General features: G+C 65.5%; 20 protein-coding genes. 9 read left to right on the top strand and 11 right to left on the bottom strand.

Translation table 11 applies throughout. The annotated features are described in order from the left end of the window. Positions 1-12: 12 nt before the first annotated feature. On the top strand, positions 13-4638 hold the full coding sequence (locus ACX0GZ_RS04570) for an NAD-glutamate dehydrogenase (protein WP_458813829.1): 4626 nt from the start codon (positions 13-15) through the stop codon (positions 4636-4638). 84 nt (positions 4639-4722) lie between these two features. On the opposite strand, the gene ACX0GZ_RS04565 is transcribed toward ACX0GZ_RS04570, so the two are convergent. From ACX0GZ_RS04565 to ACX0GZ_RS04540, 6 genes are all read right to left on the bottom strand, one after another. Continuing rightward, complete coding sequence (locus ACX0GZ_RS04565; RefSeq protein WP_458813827.1) at positions 4723-5013, bottom strand: ribbon-helix-helix domain-containing protein; 291 nt, start codon at positions 5011-5013, stop codon at positions 4723-4725. Next, the gene (cobT, locus tag ACX0GZ_RS04560; protein WP_458813825.1) at positions 5010-6842 is read right to left on the bottom strand and encodes a cobaltochelatase subunit CobT; all 1833 of its coding nucleotides are present in this window, start codon (positions 6840-6842) and stop codon (positions 5010-5012) included. Before cobT ends, ACX0GZ_RS04565 begins: the two co-directional genes overlap by 4 nt. Beyond that, a complete protein-coding gene (locus ACX0GZ_RS04555; protein ID WP_458813823.1) occupies positions 6842-7228 on the bottom strand; it encodes a type II toxin-antitoxin system VapC family toxin in 387 nt (128 codons plus the stop codon). The genes cobT and ACX0GZ_RS04555 overlap by 1 nt, the downstream gene beginning before the upstream one ends. 3 nt (positions 7229-7231) lie before the next feature. Further along, complete coding sequence (locus tag ACX0GZ_RS04550) at positions 7232-7504, bottom strand: type II toxin-antitoxin system Phd/YefM family antitoxin (protein WP_458813821.1); 273 nt, start codon at positions 7502-7504, stop codon at positions 7232-7234. A gap of 52 nt (positions 7505-7556) precedes the next feature. Next, the gene (cobS, locus tag ACX0GZ_RS04545; RefSeq protein ID WP_458813819.1) at positions 7557-8561 is read right to left on the bottom strand and encodes a cobaltochelatase subunit CobS; all 1005 of its coding nucleotides are present in this window, start codon (positions 8559-8561) and stop codon (positions 7557-7559) included. A 190-nt stretch (positions 8562-8751) separates the two neighbouring features. Continuing rightward, complete coding sequence (locus ACX0GZ_RS04540) at positions 8752-9456, bottom strand: winged helix-turn-helix transcriptional regulator (RefSeq protein ID WP_458813817.1); 705 nt, start codon at positions 9454-9456, stop codon at positions 8752-8754. 208 nt (positions 9457-9664) lie between these two features. Between ACX0GZ_RS04540 and ACX0GZ_RS04535 the strand changes: the two genes are divergently transcribed. The 5 genes from ACX0GZ_RS04535 to ACX0GZ_RS04515 all read left to right on the top strand — a co-directional run bounded on the left by ACX0GZ_RS04535 (position 9665) and on the right by ACX0GZ_RS04515 (position 12987). After that, positions 9665-10378, top strand: a complete 714-nt coding sequence (locus ACX0GZ_RS04535) for a glutathione S-transferase family protein (RefSeq protein WP_458813815.1) — start codon at positions 9665-9667, stop codon at positions 10376-10378. Positions 10379-10410: 32 nt separating this feature from the next. Then, on the top strand, positions 10411-11121 hold the full coding sequence (locus tag ACX0GZ_RS04530; protein ID WP_458813813.1) for a DUF1428 domain-containing protein: 711 nt from the start codon (positions 10411-10413) through the stop codon (positions 11119-11121). A 137-nt stretch (positions 11122-11258) separates the two neighbouring features. Beyond that, the gene (locus tag ACX0GZ_RS04525) at positions 11259-12029 is read left to right on the top strand and encodes a VOC family protein (protein WP_458813811.1); all 771 of its coding nucleotides are present in this window, start codon (positions 11259-11261) and stop codon (positions 12027-12029) included. Positions 12030-12040: 11 nt separating this feature from the next. Further along, entirely contained in the window at positions 12041-12529 is a 489-nt protein-coding gene (locus ACX0GZ_RS04520) for a VOC family protein (protein ID WP_458813809.1), read from the top strand. Beyond that, entirely contained in the window at positions 12526-12987 is a 462-nt protein-coding gene (locus ACX0GZ_RS04515; RefSeq protein ID WP_458813807.1) for an SRPBCC family protein, read from the top strand. The genes ACX0GZ_RS04520 and ACX0GZ_RS04515 overlap by 4 nt, the downstream gene beginning before the upstream one ends. A 101-nt stretch (positions 12988-13088) precedes the next feature. Here ACX0GZ_RS04515 and ACX0GZ_RS04510 read toward each other — a convergent pair whose 3' ends face one another. Further along, positions 13089-13703 (bottom strand): J domain-containing protein, encoded by a 615-nt coding sequence (locus ACX0GZ_RS04510; protein ID WP_458813805.1) that lies wholly within the window; start codon positions 13701-13703, stop codon positions 13089-13091. A 35-nt stretch (positions 13704-13738) separates the two neighbouring features. Between ACX0GZ_RS04510 and ACX0GZ_RS04505 the strand changes: the two genes are divergently transcribed. After that, positions 13739-14026, top strand: coding sequence for a BolA family protein (locus ACX0GZ_RS04505; RefSeq protein WP_458813803.1), 288 nt, complete (start codon positions 13739-13741; stop codon positions 14024-14026). A 66-nt stretch (positions 14027-14092) separates the two neighbouring features. Here the strand turns inward: ACX0GZ_RS04505 and ACX0GZ_RS04500 are convergent, their stop codons facing one another. The 4 genes from ACX0GZ_RS04500 to ACX0GZ_RS04485 form a co-directional block, all read right to left on the bottom strand. Beyond that, on the bottom strand, positions 14093-14986 hold the full coding sequence (locus ACX0GZ_RS04500) for a PEP-CTERM sorting domain-containing protein (protein ID WP_458813801.1): 894 nt from the start codon (positions 14984-14986) through the stop codon (positions 14093-14095). Then, positions 14986-17046, bottom strand: a complete 2061-nt coding sequence (locus ACX0GZ_RS04495; protein WP_458813799.1) for a S9 family peptidase — start codon at positions 17044-17046, stop codon at positions 14986-14988. Before ACX0GZ_RS04495 ends, ACX0GZ_RS04500 begins: the two co-directional genes overlap by 1 nt. Positions 17047-17091: 45 nt before the next feature. Beyond that, positions 17092-17907 (bottom strand): hypothetical protein, encoded by an 816-nt coding sequence (locus ACX0GZ_RS04490; protein WP_458813797.1) that lies wholly within the window; start codon positions 17905-17907, stop codon positions 17092-17094. A gap of 117 nt (positions 17908-18024) precedes the next feature. After that, positions 18025-18360, bottom strand: a complete 336-nt coding sequence (locus tag ACX0GZ_RS04485) for a tetratricopeptide repeat protein (protein ID WP_458813795.1) — start codon at positions 18358-18360, stop codon at positions 18025-18027. 171 nt (positions 18361-18531) lie between these two features. Here ACX0GZ_RS04485 and ACX0GZ_RS04480 point away from each other — a divergent pair, with 171 nt between their 5' ends. Beyond that, the gene (locus tag ACX0GZ_RS04480; RefSeq protein ID WP_458813793.1) at positions 18532-20328 is read left to right on the top strand and encodes an aminopeptidase P family protein; all 1797 of its coding nucleotides are present in this window, start codon (positions 18532-18534) and stop codon (positions 20326-20328) included. Continuing rightward, entirely contained in the window at positions 20310-20723 is a 414-nt protein-coding gene (locus ACX0GZ_RS04475; RefSeq protein WP_458813791.1) for a cupin domain-containing protein, read from the top strand. Before ACX0GZ_RS04480 ends, ACX0GZ_RS04475 begins: the two co-directional genes overlap by 19 nt. Positions 20724-20785: the final 62 nt, after the last annotated feature.

Raw genomic sequence — 20785 nt, 5'->3', positions numbered from 1 at the left:
GGCGCTTGGGGCATGACGACACAGAAGAACAAGTCGCTGGTCAAGGCCTTTGAGGATCGCTTCGTCGAAGGCGCGTTACCGCAGGAACTGGAGGGGTTCGACAAGACGCGACAGGCCGAAGCCGCGCGTTTCGTCGGCGCGACGGGCGCGGTGCGCCGACGCGGCAAGCCCGTCATCGCGCTCGAATCAGTATCGTCAGACGACGAAATGCGGCGGATGCGGCTGGCGGTCGTCAATGACGACATGCCGTTCCTGGTCGATTCGATTGCGGCCACGATCGGCGCGCATGGCATCGCCATCGACCGCATCATCCACCCCGTCATCGCCGCGACGCGCGACGCCAAGGGCGAGCTGGAGGCGATCGGCGAGGGCGTTCCCGAATCCTTCGTCTATATCGAGATGGACCGGGTCGATGCGAAGGAACGCCGCGAGCTGGAAAGCGAGATCGCGCGCAACCTGACCCATGTGCGGCACGCGGTCGACGACTGGCCCGCGTTGCAGGCCGCGCTGAAGGCCGATGCCGATGCCATCGAGGATGACGAGCAGTCGGGATTGCTGCGCTGGTTCCTCGATCGCAACCTGACGCTGATCGGGCATGAGCGCTGGGACCGCAAGAGCGGCAAGGCGTCGAACGAACTGGGGCTGGCGCGCGAGGCGCTGGACGTGCCCTTGCTGGCGGAGGCATCGCGCGAACTGGCGGCGGAGTGGTTCGAAAAACACTCCAAGGACGATGTCCTGCTGCTCAAATCGAACTGCATTTCGACGGTGCATCGCCGCGCGCCGCTCGACCTGGTTCTGGTGCCGGTGCGCGAGGGGAAGAAGGTCGTCGCGCTGTCGCTCCATGCCGGGCTGTGGACCAGCGCCGCGCTGAACGCCGCGCCGCAGGACGTGCCGCTGCTGCGGTCGCGGCTGACCGCGCTTCAGAACAAGTTCGGCTTCGATCCCAAGGGCCATACCGGCAAGGCGCTGGCGCACGCGCTGACCGCGCTGCCGCACGACCTGACCACAGGCTTCACCCCCGAATCGGTCGAATCGCTCGCGCTGACCACCATGTCGATCACCGATCGCCCACGGTCGAAACTGGTGCTGATCCGCAGCCCGTTGGGGCGGCATCTGTTCGCCTTCGTCTGGTTGCCGCGCGACGAGGTATCGACCGGTCGCCGGGTCGCGATCGGCGACATGCTGGAAGAAGCGGCGAATGCGTCGCAGCTCAGCTGGTCGATCTATCTGGGCGATGGCGAAGTCGCGCAGCTGCGCTACACGCTCGACCTGCGCGGATCGGGACGCATGCCCGATCCCAGGGAACTCGACCAGCGGCTGGTGCGGATGATGCGCGGCTGGCTGCCTGCGGTCGAATCGGCGCTGGTCGATCATGTCGGCAACCGGGCGGGTCGCCTGGCGCTGACCTACGCCAACGCCTTCCCCGCCAATTTCAGGAACAGCCACGGCGCGGACGAGGCCGCGCTGGACATCGTCAAGGTCGCCGATCTGGGCGACGGCAATCCACGCGCGGTCCGCATCATCCCGCATGCCAAGGGCGACGACAGCCTGCGGATCAAGCTCTATCGCCTGGGCGAGCCGATCCCGCTGTCCGAAGCGGTGCCGGTGTTCGAGAATTTCGGATTCCACGTCATCGAGGAAATTCCGACCCGGCTGGGCGGCGAGCATGACGCTTATATCCATGATTTCGAAGTCTCGATGGAGACCGGCGGCGACGTGCCCGCCCTCGACGTCGCGGTCGCCGAAGAAGCGATCGACGCGGTGCTGGAGGGACGCGCGGAGAACGACGCATTCAACCGGCTGATCGTCGAAGCGGGCATGACCCCCGATGCGGTGGTGCTGTTCCGCGCCTGGTTCCGCTACCTGCGCCAGACGGGTCTTGCGTACGGCCTGACCACGGTGGTCGAGGCGCTCCGCCGCGCGCCCAAGGTTGCGACGGCGCTGATCGAGCGGTTTCGCGCCGCGCACGATCCCGAACGCGGCAACGACGAAGCCGCGATCGAGGCGGCGACCAAGGCGATCGACAGCGGGCTCGAAGCGGTCTCGGCGATCGACGACGACCGCATCCTGCGGTCGCTGCGCGGGGTGGTCATGGCGACGCTGCGCACCAACGCGTTCGCGCCCGCCGCGCGCGAGGCGCTGGCGTTCAAGTTCGATTCCGAGCGTGTCCCCTATCTCCCCCGGCCGCTGCCGTGGCGTGAGATCTTCGTCTATTCGCCGCGGGTGGAGGGCATCCACCTGCGCGCCGGACCGGTCGCGCGCGGCGGGCTTCGCTGGTCCGACCGGCGCGACGATTTCCGCACCGAGATTCTGGGCCTGATGAAGGCGCAGCGGGTGAAGAACGCGGTGATCGTGCCGACCGGCGCGAAGGGCGGCTTCTATCCCAAGCATTTGCCCAATCCCCAGATCGACCGCGATGCGTGGTTCGAGGAAGGCAAGGAAAGCTATCGCATCTTCATACGCTCGCTGCTGTCGGTCACCGACAACATCGTCGAAGGCGCGGTGGTTCACCCCGAAGACGTCGTGCCGCACGACGGCGAAGACCCCTATTTCGTCGTTGCCGCCGACAAGGGCACCGCGACCTTTTCCGACGTTGCCAACGCGATTGCCGAGGAACGCGGCTTCTGGCTGGGGGATGCGTTCGCCAGCGGCGGATCGAACGGTTACGATCACAAGGCGATGGGCATCACCGCCAAGGGCGCGTGGGTGTCGGTCCAGCGGCATTTCCTGGAACAGGGCATCGATGTTCAAACCGATCCCATCGATGTCGTCGGTTGCGGCGACATGTCGGGCGACGTGTTCGGTAACGGGATGCTGTTGTCCAAGGCGATCCGGCTGAAGGCCGCGTTCGACCATCGCCACATCTTCTTCGATCCCGATCCCGACCCGGCGGCAAGCTGGGAGGAGCGCGCGCGCCTGTTCGAACTGCCGCGATCGAGCTGGGAGGATTACGACAAGAAGCTGATTTCCAAGGGGGGCGGCGTGTTCGCGCGTTCGGAAAAGAGCATCAAGCTGACGAAGCAGGTCAAGGACATGCTGGGCGTCGAGGACGACGCGCTGGAACCGGCCAAGCTGATCTCCGCAATCCTGAAGGCGCCCGTCGACCTCATCTGGTTCGGCGGCATCGGCACTTATGTAAAGGCCGCGTCCGAAGGCCATGTCGATGTCGGCGATCCCGCCAACGACCGCATTCGCATCAATGCCGAGCAATTGCGCGCGAAAGCGATCGGCGAAGGCGCCAACCTGGGCGTGACCCAGGCCGCACGCATCGCATTCGCGATGAATGGCGGGCGGATCAACACCGACTTCATCGACAATTCGGCCGGGGTCGATTGTTCGGACAATGAGGTCAACATCAAGATCGCGCTCAACCGCGAAGTCAAGGAAGGGCGACTGGCGCAGGCCAAGCGCGACGCGTTCCTCGAATCGATGACCGATGACGTGGCGCATCTGGTGCTTGAGGATAACCGGCTTCAGACCCTGGGCCTGTCGTTCATGGAAAATGACGGCGCGGTCGCGGTGCCGAGCTATGTCCGCGTGATCGAGATCATGGAGTCCGCCGGTCGGCTCGACCGCGAGGTCGAAGGGCTGTCCAGCAACGAGGATTTCCTTCGGCGCGCACAGGAAGGCAACGGACTGACGCGGCCCGAACTCGCTGTGCTGCTGGCGTCGGCGAAGCTCGCGCTACAGGATGCGATCGAGAATTCCGACCTGTGCCGCGATGCGGACCTGGAGCCCGACCTGATGGCCGCGTTCCCGAAACCGATGCAGAAGAAGTTCGGCGACGCGATTCGGCAGCACCGGCTGCGCGGAGAGATCGTCGCGACCAAGCTGGCCAACCGCATCGTCAACCGGCTGGGCGTGCTCCACCCGTTCGAACTGGCCGAGGAGGAAGGCGCGGCGATGAGCGACATCGCGGCGATGTTCGTCGTCGCCGAGCGCTTGTTCGGGCTGCCTGCGCTGTGGGAGGAAATCGAAACCGCCGACATTCCCGAGGCGGCGCGGATCGCGCTGTTCGAGGAAGTGGCGGTGGCGACCCGCTCGCAAATGGCGGACCTGCTGCGCGTGTGTCCGCCGGGCACCGGTCCCGGAGTTGTCGTTGCGCGGCTGGAGCCGGGCATCGCCAGCCTCGACAAACAGGCGCGCGCGCTCTTGCTCGAAGAGGCGAAGGCGCAATCGGCGCGGATCTCGGAGCGATTGGAAAGTGCGGGTGCACCCAAGGCGCTGGTGCGAAAGGTCGTGCGCGTGTTCGAACTCGACGGCGCAGTCGGGCTCGCCGATCTTGGCCAGCGGTTGGAACTGGACGAAGCGGTGCTGACTCGCGCCTTTACCCATCTCGGTCATGCGCTGGGGCTGGACTGGGCGCAGGCCAATGCCGCGCGCATTACCGCTGGCGATCCGTGGGAGCGGTTGTTGATCGCAGGGCTGGCGCGGGATTTCCAGCAGTTGCGGTTCGAATTCCTGTCGCGGGTGGGCAAGAAAGACCCGCAGGCGGCGGTCGAAGCCTGGCTCGAGAAGAACCGAGCGCGGGTCGAGCAATTTGCCGGGCTGATTGCGCGGGCCAGAAAAGCGCCTGCGCCAAACGCGGCGATGCTCGCGCAGATCGCGGGGCAAGCGAGGGTGTTGCTGGGGCGGTAAGCGTTAAATTCTCCCCCGGCGGGGGAGGTGGCAGCGCATAGCGCTGACGGGGGGTATTGTCCGCGAGCGGATCGTTCGCCGCGACTACCCCTCCACCGGCTGCGCCGGTCCCCCTCCCCCGCCGGTGGAGGATTTGATTGAGAACAACCAGCTTCGGATCGCGCTCGCCAGATTGGGGGGCTCCTCCGCCGCGATGCGCGCCACGTCGATCGCCGCGATCAGCGCATTGAGCGGCAACTCGCGCGCCGCCGCCTCCGTCTCCAGCGCCGCCCAGAATGGCGGCTCCAGGCTGATCGATGTCGGGTGACCCGCAATCGTCACCGATCGCTTGACCGGACCGACGAACCCGCCGGGCGGCGGCGTCACGTCCTTCATTTTTCGTCGTCGAACAGCCCGGCAAGCTGTTCGATCATCGTCCCCGCCAGTTGCTCGGCATCCATGATCGTCACCGCGCGGTTATAGTAACGCGTGACGTCGTGACCGATGCCGATCGCGACCAGCTGCACCGGCGAACGGCTCTCGATCCAGCCGATCACCTGGCGCAGATGGCGTTCGAGATAGCTGCCCGAATTGACGCTGAGCGTCGAATCATCGACCGGCGCGCCGTCGGAAATGACCATCAGGATCTTGCGCTCTTCGGGACGCCGCAAGAGGCGATCATGCGCCCAGACCAGCGCCTCGCCATCGATATTCTCCTTGAGCAGCCCTTCGCGCATCATCAGGCCGAGCGATTTCTTGGCCCGCCGCCACGGCTCGTCGGCCTGTTTGTAGATGATGTGCCGCACGTCGTTCAGCCGACCCGGCTGCGGCGGACGGCCATCGGCCAGCCACGCCTCACGCGCCTGGCCGCCTTTCCAGGCGCGGGTGGTGAAGCCCAGGATTTCGGTCTTGACCCCGACCCGCTCCAGCGTGCGCGCGAGAATATCGGCGCTGATCGCCGCGATCGAGATGGGACGCCCGCGCATCGACCCCGAATTGTCGATGAGCAGCGTGACGACGGTATCGCGGAAATCGGTATCGCGTTCGATCTTGTAGCTGAGCGACTGCCCCGGCGCGACGATCACCCGCGCGAGCCGCGCGGCGTCGAGCAGTCCTTCCTCCTGGTCGAAATCCCAGGCGCGGTTCTGCTGCGCCATCAACCGCCGTTGCAGTCGGTTGGCGAGCTTGGTCACCACCCCCTGCAACTGAACGAGCTGCTGGTCGAGATAGGCGCGCAAGCGGTCCAACTCGTCGGCATCGCAGAGTTCGGTCGCGGCGATCACCTCGTCGAACTTGGTGGTGTAGGCGCCGTAATCGAATTGCGGCGTCAGGTCCGACCAGGGACGGTTGGGACGCACCGGGAGCATCCCTTCCTGCCCTTCCGCATCGCCCTCCGCGCCGTCTCCGTCGTCGAGCGAATCGTCGCGGACATCCTCGTAATCGCCTTCGCTCTGGTCGCTCTCGCGATCCTCGCCGCGCGCGTCGATCTCGCCCTGGCCCTGCTCGCCGTCGTCGGAATCGTCGCCCGCGTCGTCCTCGGCATCGTCGGTGCCTTCGTCCTCGGCGCCGCCTTCATCGGCCTCGTCAGGGATCTGGTCCCCTTCCACGAGTTCCAGGTCTTCGAGCAGCGTCGTGACCAGCTTGGCGAAATTGGCCTGATCGTCGATGGTCAGCGCCAGCGCGTCGAGTTCGGCCCCGGCCTTGTCCTCGATCCACGGCGCGACCATCGCCATCGCGTCGGAAACGCTGTCGGGGATGGGCTTGCCGGTCAGCCGCTCACGCACCATCAGCTGAACGGCGGTCGCCAGCGGCACTTCGTCCCGCGTGCGCGCCCGCGCGATCGGATCGGAGCGCAGCTTCATTGCCAGTGACCGGTCGAGATTGTCGGCGATGCCCGCATAGCCGCGCGATCCCAATGCCTCGACCCGCGCGGTTTCCACCGCATCGAAAACGGACCGCGCGACCGCTTCGCTGGGCGCATGCTTCGCATGGAGCGCCACGTCGTGGTGACGCAACCGCAGAGCGAAGCCATCGGCAAACCCCCGCGCCTCCGCGACCTGATCGGCAGGCAGTGTCCGCGCGGGCATCGGCACCTTGATATGCTTGCCCGACTGCACCGGCGCATCGGCGGTGAAGGCCAGCTCGACCTCCGCCTCCTGAGACAACGCACGCGCTGCGCCGCCGAGCACCGACTTGAACCGATCGAGGGGCGTTTCGGACGCCATTACCAGAGCGTCTCGCAGCCGAACGCCGCGATCGCGCGATCGCAAGTCACCACGACTAACCGCTCCGTGAGCGCCTGCCCCGCGATCATCCGGTCAAAGGGATCGCGATGCGCCAACGGCAGCAACCCCGCGGTGCGCGCATGGTCGTATCGGATCGCAAGCTGTATCAGACCATCCTGCTCGCACGCTTCGGCGAATTGCGATAATGGCTCGACCATCGCGGGCAATCTGCCGCTGCCGACCTTTAGCGCGATTTCGTAACAGGAAATGGCGGAAACGAAGGTCTCCACTTCCGGCTCTGCAATTGCCTCGCGCGCGCGATTCGAGAGGCGGTCGTCCTGCAACCACCACCAGATCAGCGCGTGCGTATCGAGTAGCAGGCGCACCCGTCAGAGTTCCCTGCGCTCGAATGCGTCCAGTTCTTCGTCGGTAAATGTCGGCTCGAACCAGATGTCGCTGGGCACCTGTTTCAGTAAATGTTTGAACCGGCCGGGCTGGCGTCGCGGCAACGGCGAGGGCTCGAACGCGATCAGTTTGGCGTAGGGCTTTCCTGCTTTTGACAGGATGATTTCTTCCCCCGCGTGCGCGCGATCGATCAGCTTCGAAAGCTGGGTCTTCGCGTCATGGACGTTGAACGTCTTTAGTGGATCGGCCTCTGCCATCGTACAGATTCCATAATGGACTAAGCTAAGTTAGCTAAGTCCATTATATTGTTCAAGCCTTCCCCACCACGCTTTCGGGCAAGTCCTTGCCGAACACGCGCTGGTAATATTCCGCGACCAGTGCGCGTTCGGCCTCGTCGCACTTGTTCAGGAACGACAGGCGGAAGGCGAAGCCGACATCGCCGAAGATCAGCGCGTTCTGCGCCCAGGTGATGACGGTGCGTGGGCTCATCACGGTCGAGATATCGCCGTTGACGAAGCCTTTTCGCGTCAGGTCGGCGACGCGGACCATATTGTCGACCGTCTCCTTGCCGCCGGGCTTGTCATACTCGCCCGATTTGGCGAGCACGATCTGCGCTTCGGTGGCGGCGGGCAGATAGTTGAGCGTGACGACGATGTTCCAGCGGTCCATCTGACCCTGGTTGATCTGTTGCGTACCGTGATAGAGGCCGGACGTGTCGCCCAGACCGACCGTGTTGGCCGTCGCGAACAGGCGGAAATGCGGGTTTGGACGGATCACGCGGTTCTGGTCGAGCAGCGTCAGCTTTCCTTCGGTCTCCAGCACGCGCTGGATGACGAACATCACGTCGGGACGGCCCGCATCATATTCGTCGAACACGAGCGCGGTGGGCGTCTGAAGCGCCCAGGGGAGCAGCCCTTCGCGGAACTCGGTCACCTGCTGCCCGTCGCGCAGGACGATCGCGTCGCGCCCGATCAGGTCGATGCGACTGATATGCGCGTCGAGGTTGATGCGGATGCACGGCCATTTGAGCCGGGCGGCCACCTGTTCGATATGCGTCGATTTACCGGTGCCGTGATAGCCCTGGACCATCACCCGGCGATTGTGCGCGAAGCCCGCCAGCACCGCCAATGTCGTGTCGGGATCGAAGACATAGGCGGGGTCGAGATCGGGGACGCGTTCGTCCGCCTCGCTGAACGCGGGACATTCCATGTCGCTATCGATCCCGAACAACTCGCGCACCTTCACCATCCGATCGGGCGCGTCGAGGATCGTCGTTTCGCGACTGTCGGGCTGAGTGTTGGGGATGTCGGTCATGGGCGCATTCGCTTGTTTCGAAGAGTCGGGGGCATCCCTAGCGCTCGCACACCGGGATAGTCGAGTTATGTTTGCTTTCGGCACCCCCCAACGACCGAGTTCCTCCGTTCGTTTCGAGCGAAGTCGACAAACGCAAATGTCTCGTCCGGTTTACGTTTCTCGACTCCGCTCAACCGAACGGGTTGGCGAGTCAGGTGAGTTTGTCGGGCAACGCGAACAGATCGACGAACGCCCGGGCGGCAGAGATATCCCCGTCAACGGCCAGGGTGCCGCCTTCGCCATCGCGCGTAAGCGGTGCCTTGCCGTAGATGGTGTGTCGCATCGCCACCGTGTCACCGGTGAACGTGACGACCGCGTCGTCGGTTTCGCCGCGTGCGATCGTCAGCCCGGCCGCGCCGGTGCGCGCGACGAACCGATCGGCGGGGAAGCGGAGGGCGACGGTCAGGTCGGTCTCGACCACGCGCGCGTCGTCGACCAGGGTCTGCAGCGACATCATCGCCGAGGCGGGCGACATGAACAGCATCGGATCGTGGCGCGGCGAGCGTGCGGCCCAGCGGCCAAGATCGCGGATCAGCGGTCCTGCCTCCAGGCCCCAGGGGGTGAGTTCGTAAACCTGTACGTTGGCGGGAGAAGCCAGCCGCCGTCGCCGCAGAATATCCGCCGCCTCCAGCCCTTCGAGCCGCTGGGTCAGCACATTGGCGCTGATGCCGGGAAGGTTCGCCTTGATCTCCCCGAAGCGGCGCGGGCCGAACATCAACTCCCGCATCACCAGCAGCGCCCAGCGTTCGCCGATGAATTCCAGCGCGAGCGCGGTGCCGCACGCATCGTCGTACCAACGCTTGATACTCGCTTCGTCGCGCTGGGATTTCATCTTGGTCACTTTATCTAACTTCATGGTTGTTTTTTGTAACCAATAAGCGCATCACCGTCAACGAAGCCGATTCGCAGTCCGTCAATGACGGGGAGAGAAAATGTCCGCCACCCGCAGCCTGCTGATCGGCGTTTCCTCGTTCGCCGTCACGATCCTCGCGATCCTCGGCCATGCCTGGACCGCTGGCAGCGCGACCTTCGCCTGACACATCCACCTGACAGGGAGAGAGACGATGCCGATCGACGACACCGCCCCCGTCCGCATCACCCCGTTCGACTGGGTGCCCGATTTCGCCAAGGGCCAGGTGCGCGACCTGCGCGTCCGCTGGGCGCTGGAGGAGGTCGGCCAGCCCTATGCCGTCACCTATCTGTCGCAGGGCAGCCAGAAAGCGCCGCCGCACCGTGCGCGCCAGCCCTTCGGCCAGGTGCCGACCTATGAGGAAGGAGATCTGACCTTGTTCGAATCGGGCGCGATCGTGCTGCACATCGCCGAAAGCCACGGGAAATTGCTCCCCAGCGACCGCGCCGCCCGGTCGCGGGCGATCGAATGGGCGTTTGCCGCGCTCAACACGGTTGAGCCGCCGATCATGGATCATGCGATCGCGACCTTGTTCGAAGCGGGCGAGCCCTGGTCCGCGCCGCGCCTGCCTGCGGTGGAAAAGCGCATCGACGAGCGACTGGGCGAACTTTCGACGCGGCTGGGCGATTCCGAGTGGCTCGACGGCGACTTTTCGGCCGGTGACCTGTTGATGGTGTCGGTGCTGCGCATCGTGAAAGATATGAGCTTGCTCGACGCCCATCCCACTCTCAAAACCTATGTGGCGCGGGGCGAGGCGCGGCCTGCGTTCGGTCGCGCACTGGCGGACCAGATGGCGGGTTTCACCGCGCCGACACCGCCCCAGTTCGTGGAATGGGAAAAGGCGATGAGGGCCAAAATCCAAGCCTGAGAACCAAAATTCGAGAAACGAGGAGAGCTGCAATGACCTATGTCGACGGTTTCCTGGTCGCGGTGCCGACCGCCAACAAGGAACAGTATCGCGAGCATGCCGAGGCCGCGCTGCCGATGTTCAAGGGCTATGGCGCGACCCGCATGGTCGAAGGCTGGGGCGACGACGTGCCGCGCGGCGAGGTCAACGACCTGTACGGCGCGGTCCAGGCCAGGGACGACGAGACCGTATTGTTCAGCTGGATCGAATATCCCGACAAGGCGACCCGCGACGCGGCCTATAAACGGATGGAAGCCGATCCGGCGATGAAGGACATGGCCGACATGCCGTTCGACGGCAAACGCATGATCTGGTCGGGCTTCGAAATGCTTCACGAAGAAGGATCGGGGGGCAAACCCGGCTATGTCGACGGCGTCGTGCTTCCGGTGCCCAGGGACAAGAAGGAAGCCTATCGCGATTTCTGCAGGACGGTGGACGCGGCGTTTCGCGAACAGGGCGCGACGCGGATCGTCGATGGCTGGGGCGACGACCTGATGGTCGGCAAACAGACCGATTTCCACCGCGCCACCCACCGCAAGGACGACGAAACGGTGGTCTTTTCCTGGATCGAATGGCCCGACAAGGCCACGCGCGACGCGGCGTGGGAACAGCTGATGAAGGACGAGCGGATGGCGAACCACGACCGCCCGTTCGACGGCAAGCGGATGATGTTCGGCGGGTTCGTGCCGGTGGTGGATGCGTAAGCGAGTGAGAACATAACCCGTTCGTGTCGAGCGAAGTCGAGAAACATTGCCGAGCGTAGCCGAGGCATTCTCGCTTCGCTCGAAAAGGCCCCCGGACTTCGCTCGGGACGAACGGTTGCTTGGACAGGACGACCGAAATGACCAACAAACACGGCGAATGGGTGTGGTTCGAATTGCTCACCCCCGATCCCGACGCCGCCCAGAATTTCTACGCCGATGTCGTCGGCTGGGCTGCGAAGTCGAGCGGGATGCCGGGCATGGATTATCGCCTGCTCAGCGCCGGTGACGGCGAGGTCGCGGGGCTGATGAAGCAACCCGACGGCATGGGCGAAGGCCCCATCTGGCTCGGCTATATCGGCGTCGACGATGTCGATGACAGCGTGGCGAAGATCGAGGGCGCAGGCGGCACGACGCACATGCCCGCGACCACCATGCCCGGCGTCGGGCGGATGGCGATGCTGACCGACCCGCAAGGCGTAGCCTTCTATGTCATGCGCGGCGAAGGCGATGCACCGAGCACCGCGTTCAAACAGTCGGATTCAGGATCGGTCGGCCATGTCGTGTGGTGCGAATTGTCCGCACCCGATCCCGACAAGGCGCTCGATTTCTATCGCGGCACATTCGGCTGGGGTCAGGAAGGCGGCATGCCGATGGGCGAGCTGGGCGACTATCGCTTCCTCCAGGCAGGCAATGTCGGCTTCGGCGCGTTGATGGGGGTGATGCCGGGCGGCGCACCGGGCTGGCAATATTATTTCCACGTTCCCGATATCGACGCGGCGGCGGAACGGATCGGCTCGGGCGGCGGGACGGTCGTGCAGGAGCCGATGGAAATCCCCGGCGGCGATTATGCGCTCGTCGCGCGCGACCCGCAGGGCGCGGGCTTCGGCCTGGTCGGCCCGCGCACATAGGGAGAGGCAAGATGACCGAGATGGTGACCTGCCTGTGGTTCGATCACGGCCAGGCGCGCGCGGCGGCCGAATTCTACGCCGCGACCTTTCCCGACAGCCATGTCGGCGACGGCCACGCGTCGCCTGCCGACAATCCCGGCATGAAGGAAGGCGGCGAGCTGACCGTCGATTTCACCGTGCTCGGACGCAAGTTCGTCGGGTTGAACGGCGGCGACAGGTTCAAGCCGACCGAGGCGGTCAGCTTCATGATCCTGACCGAGGATCAGGCGGAGACCGACCGCTACTGGAATGCGATCGTGGAGCATGGCGGCGCGGAGAGCCAGTGCGGCTGGTGCAAGGACCGCTGGGGCTTTTCGTGGCAGATCACGCCGCGCGTCCTGCTGGAGGCGACCACCGATCCCGACCGCGACGCCGCCAGGCGGGCGATGGAGGCGATGATGACGATGCGAAAGATCGACATCGCCACGATCGAGGCGGCACGACGGGGCGTCCCCGCATGACCGCCGGGCATGAACTCGTCGTCGAACGGCTGATGGATGCGCCGGTCGCAGCACTATGGACGGCCTATACCGATCATCTGGACGAATGGTTCTGCCCCGCCCCCTGGCGCGCCGAGGTGCAGGAAATCGACCTGCGCGCCGGCGGCCGATCGGCGATCACCATGTACGGTCCCGATGGCGAGGTGATGCCCAACGAAGGCGTCTATCTGGAGGTGATTCCCGAGCGGTTGATCGTGTTCACCGACGCGTTCACGCACGGCTGGAACCCGACCGGACCGTTCATGGTCGGATCGTTCGAGTTCGAACCGCGCGGCGACCGCACTCTCTATCGCGGCCGTGCCCGACACTGGACGGCGGAAGCCAGGGCCCAGCACGAGGCGATGGGCTTTGCCGAAGGCTGGGGCAAGGTCGCCGAACAATGGGAGGCGGTCGCGCAGCGGATTGCCGGGCGCGATTGAGATTCCGCCGCATGGGGGGTGACCGCAGCGGTTGCGCTGAGGCGCTCCCCTTTTTCGTCAGCGCCGCACGCTGCCACCGCTCCCGATGGGAAGGAGTTGGATTAGGCGAAGGCGGGCGATTTCCGCAGTTGCTGATATGCCTCGATGACGCGCTGCAACGCCGCTTCGTGGCTGCGGTCGCCGCCGTTGCGGTCGGGGTGGAATTTGCGGACCAGATCGCTGTAGCGCTGGCGCAGCGCCTTGCGGTCGGCGTCCATCCCCAGCCCCAGCACGCTCAGCGCGGAGCGGTCCCTGCCCGATAACGGCTTGCCGTCGGCGCGCGGCTGTTCCGCCTTCATCCGGTCGCGGAACCGGGCGCCGATCGCGTCGAGCGGATCGTTGAAATCCGACCATTTGGGCGGTCGGTCGGCACCGTTCGACGCGAAGGCGCGGGTCTCGCGCTCCCACCCGGCAAAGGGTCGCTGCGCGGCGTGGATCTCGTCGGGGGTCATCCCGGTGAAGAAATTGTAGCCCGAATTGAACGCGCGCACATGGTCCAGGCACAGGAACCGGAATTGCGGTGGACCGTCGCCCGCATGACCGCCGCGCTCGCCCAGCGGCGCGCGAAATTCGCCGGGTTCCTCGCAACCGGGATGCGCGCAGGCGCGTCCGTTCGCCTCCACGCGTCCGTGAAATCGGGTACGGGGTCGATCCTTGTCGGGCTTGTGGTCGGGCACGCGACTCCTCGGAAAAAGCGGCTTATATAGGGGCGATGCAGACCGAAACCACCGGCCCCGTCGCCACCGAAATCGCCGCACGCCTGACCGCCGCGCTTGCGCCTACCACGCTCGACGTCATCAACGACAGCGCCCAGCATCGCGGGCATATGGGCGACGACGGATCGGGCGAATCGCATTTCACGGTGCACATCGTCAGCGACGCCTTTACCGGCCAGTCGCGCGTCATGCGCCAGCGGCTCGTCAATCAGGCGCTGGGCGACCTGATGGTCGAGCGGGTCCACGCGATGAGCATCAAGGCGCGCGCACCGGGAGAGGCATGAAAACCGACGTTGCCGTCGCGCGGCGCGGAAATGGACGCGATTTTCACCGACCGCGCGCCTGTTCGTTCATCCCGCCAGCCCCAATGTCTCCGCCGCAATCCGCTGGAGGGCGGCCGCCTGATCCTGCGACAGGCCGATTTCCTCCGCCGCCGCCTCTCCGCGCCCGAGCGAGCGCGGGTCGATGCCGGTGATCCGGCCGAAAATCGTCAGCGCCTGAAGGTACGAGCCCGCCGCGCTGGCGTGATAATGGTCGTAACTCCACAGGTCGATCTGGCCATAGCTGGTCCCGTCATACGGGTTCGGATCGGCCACCCCGGCCTCCATCGCGCGAGTCCACGCCTCGCCCACCGGGATCACGCCATCGACCGCCGGATTGGTCGCCGCCACCTGGTCGGCGGCGACGCGCAGGTCGCTGGCCATGCGGCCAATGGGCGTGCCGCGCCACGGTCCGTCCACGCGGTAAATCTGGTCGGCACGCGACCAACTCGCCATCAGATACAGATCGACCGCCGGATTATGCTTCGTGAACAAGATAGCCATGTCGCGAACCGCCGCGCCATAGCCGCTGGCGTCGCCGGGACGTTCAGGGCTGAGCGTGCTGTATTCCTGAAGCACCACCGCGTCCCATGCCTTGGCAAAGCGGTCAGCGCGCTCGCGCAGATGCTGCGCCAGCGTCCAGCCGCCATGCGTATGCATTGCGACGCGCCAGTTCAGTCCCTTCTGCCCGGCAAAGCGCGCGAACAGCGCCGGGATGCCGCCGATCCGGTCACCGTTCAGATGCGTCACGCTGTCGGTGCGATAGCGCAGGACGGCGGAATTGGCGCCTTCGGTGAAGCTGTTGCCGATGAACAGGATGGTGCGCGGGGCCTCGGCCTGCGTGGTCGGCACCGGCGGCGTCTGCGCCGAGACCGGAGCCGCAAACGCAGCCAGCAGCACAGCGGCAAAGGCCAGCGCACGCATCAGTTGGCGACCCCCAACTGCCACATCACGAACGCCATTTCCTCGGCCGATTCCTTCAACCCCGTCCAGCGCCCCGACTTGCCGCCATGCCCCGCGCCCATATTGGTCTTGAGCACCAGCACATTGTCGTCGGTCTTCACCGCGCGCAGCCTGGCCGCATATTTGGCGGGTTCCCAATAAGTGACGCGCGGATCGTTCAGCCCGCCGGAGATGAACATCGGCGGATAGGCCTGCGGACGGATATTGTCATAGGGCGAATAGCCGCGGATCAGTTCGAATGCCTGCGCGTCGGTGATCGGATTGCCCCATTCGGGCCACTCGCCCGGCGTCAGCGGCAATTTGTCGTCCATCATCGTGTTGAGCACATCGACGAACGGCACGTCGGCGACGACCACCGCCCACAATTCCGGGTCGGAATTGGCGACCGCGCCCATCAGCTCGCCGCCTGCCGACCGTCCAGCAATGGCGATCTGGCCCGCCGACGTATAGCCGCGGTCGATCAGCCCCTTCGCCACATCGACGAAATCGTTGAAGGTGTTGGCGCGCTTTTCCAGCTTGCCGTCCAGATACCATTGCTGGCCAAGGTCATCGCCGCCGCGGATATGCGCGATGGCGAACGCCACCCCACGGTCGAGAAACGACATGCGGCTGGTCGAAAAGCCCGGCGGGATCGCATAGCCATACGCGCCATAGGCATAGAGATAGAGTTTGCCCGTCCCGTCGCGCGGGAAGCCGACGGGATAGACGATCGAACACGGCACCTGCGTCCCGTCGCGGGCGGTGATCGACAGCCGTTCGGTGGCGTAGCGGGTGGGATCGTAGCCGCTGGGGATTTCCTGAACCTTCAGCACCTCCAGCCGTCCGTCGCTCAGGTGGTAATCATACACCGTCCCCGGCGTGACCATCGATTCGTAACCCAGCCGCAGCCGGTCGACCGAATATTCGGGGTTGTCGCCCAATGAGGCGACATAGCTTTGCTCGGCAAACTCGATTTGGCGGGGCGCGCCGCCCTCATAATCGTGCAGCCAGATCTGATCGAGCCCGGCCTTGCGCCCCTCCACCACGAACAGCTCGGCAAAGGTGGTGACGCCGGTCATGTAGAAATCGGGCGAGGCCGCGATCCGCTCTTCCCACTCACCCGGCGCGTCGAGGCTGGCGGTGGCGAGGCGGAAATTGGGGTGGGTGTCGTTGGTGTGGATGAACAGGATGCCGTCATGCTCCTCCACATCATATTCGCGGCCCGGCTTGCGCGGCGACACCAGGATCGGCTCGGCCAGCGGATCGTCGGCGGGGATCAGGCGCACCTCGCTGGTGACGTGATCGCCCGACGAGATCACCAGGAACCGCCGCGACTGGGTTTCGCCGACGCCGACGCGGAATCCCTCGTCATCCTCATGATATAGTTTCACGTCGTCCGCGACGGGCGTGCCCACGACGTGCAGCCAGGCATTGTCAGTGCGCCATTGATCGTTGGCGAGGCAATAGAGAAACCTCTGCGAATCCGCCGCCCAGACGATCGCCGACAACATGCCGGGGATCACATCGGGCAGGTCTTGGCCGGTGCGGAGATCCTTCACCCGAACCTCGAACCGCTCGGCCCCGGTGTCGTCGACCGCATAGGCCAGCAGATTGCCGTCGGGGCTGACCGAAAACGCGCCGAGCGAGAAATAGTCCTTGCCCTCGGCGAGCGCCACCTCGTCGAGGATCAGTTGATCGTCGCCGCCGCCGACAGGCTTGCGCCACCATTTGCGATACTCGCCGCCGGTCTCGTACGCGGTCCAGTAAACCCAGTCGCCGTCGCGTTGGGGAACGGTGGACTCGTCCTCCTTGATCCGCCCGCGCATCTCCTCGAACAGCCGATCGACCAGCGGCTGGTGCGGCTTCATCACGCTTTCGTAATAGGCGTTCTCGGCCTCTAAATAACCGAGCACGTCCTTGTCCTCGATCTTCGGATAACCGGCATCCTTCAGCCAGGCATAATCATCGGAGACGGTATGTCCATGCGCGGTGAAGCTGGAGGGACGGACGGAGGCGACGGGAGGCGTGGCAATATCGTTCATGGCGCGTGAGGTAGAGGCTCGATCGCCAAATGGCGAGAGGGCGGCTCACTCCCGCCGCAGGTCGTAATCGATCCTGATGCGCACCCATTCGCCGACTTGCGGGCGTCCGCCGATCTGCGGGGGGCGGACGCGGAATTGCCAGGCGGCGGCCAGCACCGCGCGGGCGATGTTCGATCCTTGCGGCGATTCGCCGACCGCAATGCAATCCTCGACGCGGAAATCGGCGACCGTGCGGCAGGCGATCAGGCCCCAGCCCGGCCCCTGTGCGGTCGACAGGAAACCGCGCAACTCGTCCGGGTACGGACGGCGATACCAGGATGCGGCATAGAGCGGTTCGCCATTGGGGCCGCTCCCCTCCACCCGCTCGCTGTCGCCCGAACGCCCGCGCGCGTTGCCGACCGGGCCATAGGTGGGTGCAGGCGGACCGGCGCGCGCGGCGGGGGGCGCGGCAGGCGGGCGGCGGACGGCGCTGTCGGCGGATGCCATCTGTTCGCGCGTCAGTTCGATCCAGGGGAGTGCGGCGGGCGGGGTAACGGGGGGCGTGTCGATTCGCTCGGGCGGCTGCTCGCGCGGAGCGGGCGGCGTGATCGGCGCCGGCTCTGCCGTCGGGGGCGTCGGCGCGGCTTCCTCCTCGGCGGCCGGAGCGGCGGCAGGCGGCGCATCGGGGGTGGAAACGTCGAAGCTCGTCAGGCTTTCACCCACCTTGTCGACGAAGGGAATCGTCGGCGCGACCCACATCAGCAGCACGACGACCAGCGCCTGGATGCCGATCGTCAGTGCCAGCGCGATCGGGCGCCGTTCGGGGCCCGCGCGATAGCGTCCGCTTATGTGCGTTTCAGTGTCGATAACGGCTTGGGACAAACGACCTCGAACCCGGCAACGGCGCACACGGGATCATGTCCCGTGCCCGCACCACGCGTCTCGCGTTACGGGATCATTGCGTCCAAACCATGTCGCGACGCAAGCCGCTTCCGCCGATCAGCGCCCGAGTTGCGCCAGCCCGACCTGCGCGATCCGGTGCGAACCCGCGACGCGATCGGCATTCTGCGCCATCGGAACATCGTCGCCCTCCAGCACGCGTTCATAAAGTGCGCGCGCTTCGTCGGGGCGCTGCGTCATCGCATAGACGGCAGCGAGATTGAGCAGCACTTCGGGGCGATTGGGCGATACCCGCGCCTCGCGGCTCAACTGGCGCTCGGCAGCGGCATAATCGCCGCGCTCGATCGCGGCATGCGCATATCGATCGCCACGATCCTGCGCAGCGGCGGTCATGGGGAGCGCCAGCATGGCGCTAGCGATCAACAACGTCTTCATCGCCCTTCTCCTGCTTAAAGTCATTTCCGCGACTTTTTAATTACAGTTCGATGACATTATCATGTCATCTTGGTTGCAATCGGGCAAGCGTGTTTGGAAGGCGGAGGCGCGGTCGCTTCGATGGAAATTCGCCGCCCGGCGCGCTAGATTGGCATCGATAAGGAGAATTTGATGTCCAGTTACGCCGACCGCCTCGCCGCCCTGCGCGCCCAACTCAAATCGGACGCGCTCGACGGGTTCGTCGTGCCGCTGACCGATGAGCATATGAGCGAATATGTCGGCGATTACGCCCAGCGGCTGGCGTGGCTGACGGGGTTTCAGGGATCGGCCGGGTCGGCGATCGTGCTGCCAGAGCAGGCCGCGATGTTCACCGACGGGCGCTATACGCTGCAAGTGCGTGAGCAGGTATCGCCGGATCACTGGCACTATGTCGCGGTGCCCGGCACCAGCATGACCGACTGGCTGACCGAACACGCGCCAGAGGGCGGGCGGATCGGGTACGACCCGTGGCTTCACACCAGCGCCTGGGTAAAAGAGGCGACCAGGGCGTTGGCCGAGCGCGGGGCCGAACTGGTGGCTGTCGAGAGCAACCCGATCGACCGGGTATGGACCGACCGGCCCTCGCCTTCCGACGCCAGGCTAACGGTCTACGACAACGGCTCCGCCGGTCGTTCGTCGGCGGAAAAGCGCGCCGACATCGCGACCTGGCTCGACGAGCGAAAGGCCGATGCGGTGGTGCTGTCGGCGCTTGATTCGATCGCCTGGGTGTTCAACGTCCGCGGCGGCGATGTGGCGCATACGCCGGTCGCGCTATCTTATGCGATCGTCCATGCCGACGGCACGGCGGAGCTGTTCGTCGATCCCGGCAAGATGACCGACGCGGTCGCCCAGCATCTGGGCAACGCAGTGCGCGTTCGCGACCGCCTGAGCTTCGGCGAAGCGCTGAAACAGTTCGCGGGCAAGCGCGTCGCCGCCGATCCCGAGCGCGCGGTGGCGGCGATCTTCGACGGGCTCGAGGGTGGCGGCGCAAAGGTGCTGTCGGTCCGCGACCCGGCGGTGCTGGCCAAGGCGATCAAGAACCCGGTCGAGATTTCGGGGCACAAGGCGGCGCAGGCGCGAGATGGCGCTGCGATCGTCCGCTTCCTCAAATGGTGCGAGGAGGTGCTGCCCGCAGGCGAGACCGACGAACTGACCGCGGCTGCCAAGCTGAGGGAATATCGCGAGGCGACTGGCGCGCTGAAAGACATTTCGTTCGATACGATCTCCGCGACGGGCGCGCACGGCGCAAGCCCGCATTACAAGGTAACGCAAGAATCGAATGCGCGGATCGAGCGCGGCCAGCTCTATCTGGTCGATTCAGGCGGGCAATATGAGGACGGGACCACCGACATCACCCGAGTCGTCCCCGTGGGGCCGCCGACCGCCGAAATGCGCGACCGGTTCACGCGGGTGTTGAAGGGCCATATCGCGATCGACACCGTGCGCTTTCCCGAAGGCGTGACCGGCGGTCAGATCGACGGGTTCGCGCGGGCGCCCCTGTGGGAAGTCGGGCTCGATTACGCGCACGGCACCGGCCACGGCGTCGGCGCCTATCTGTCGGTGCATGAAGGGCCGCAGCGCATCGCCGCGCCCAATTATCCCGGCGGCGGGCCTGCCGAGCCTTTGCGGGCGGGCATGATCCTGTCGAACGAGCCGGGTTACTACAAGGCGGGCGAGTACGGCATCCGCATCGAGAATTTGATCCTGACCGTGCCGATCGACGTGCCCGGCGCGGAGAAGCAGGTGCTGGGGTTCGAAACGCTGACCTTTGCGCCGATCGAACGCGATCTGATCGAACCGTCGCTGCTGAACGACCTCGAAACGGCGTGGCTCGACGATTATCACGCCAAGGTGCTGGCGCTGATCGGGCCGCAGCTGGATGCCGAGGAGCGCGCCTGGCTTGAAGCCAAATGCGCGCCGATCGGATAGGGCCGGTGCCGTCGCTGTTCGAACAATTCGTCCATCTGGGTCTCGGCGCGAAAGCCGAGGTTCAGCCCGCGTTCGACAGCCCCAAATGGTATGAGGCCTATGCGGCGCGCACCGCAGGGGACGGCGCGGAGGGGCGGCTGGTTAGCCTCTATCGGTTCGACAGCGACTGGGACGCATGGGAAATGCATCCGGCGGGCGACGAACTGGTGGTGTGCGTCACGGGGACCATGACGCTGCATCAGGAATTTCCTGACGGCGCGGTTGAGACGGTTACGCTTGGTCCGGGCGATTATGCGATCAACCCGCCAGGCGTATGGCACACCGCCGACGTGGCGGGGGAAGCAACCGCATTGTTCGTGACGGCGGGCATGGGGACAGAGCACCGGCCGCGATAGAAAACCGCGCCCTCCAAACCCGTTCGTTTCGAGCGAAGTCGAGAAACGCTCACGAGCGCCAA

The organism is Sphingomonas aestuarii (assembly GCF_054457155.1).
This window is presented reverse-complemented; position numbering and strand designations above follow the sequence as displayed.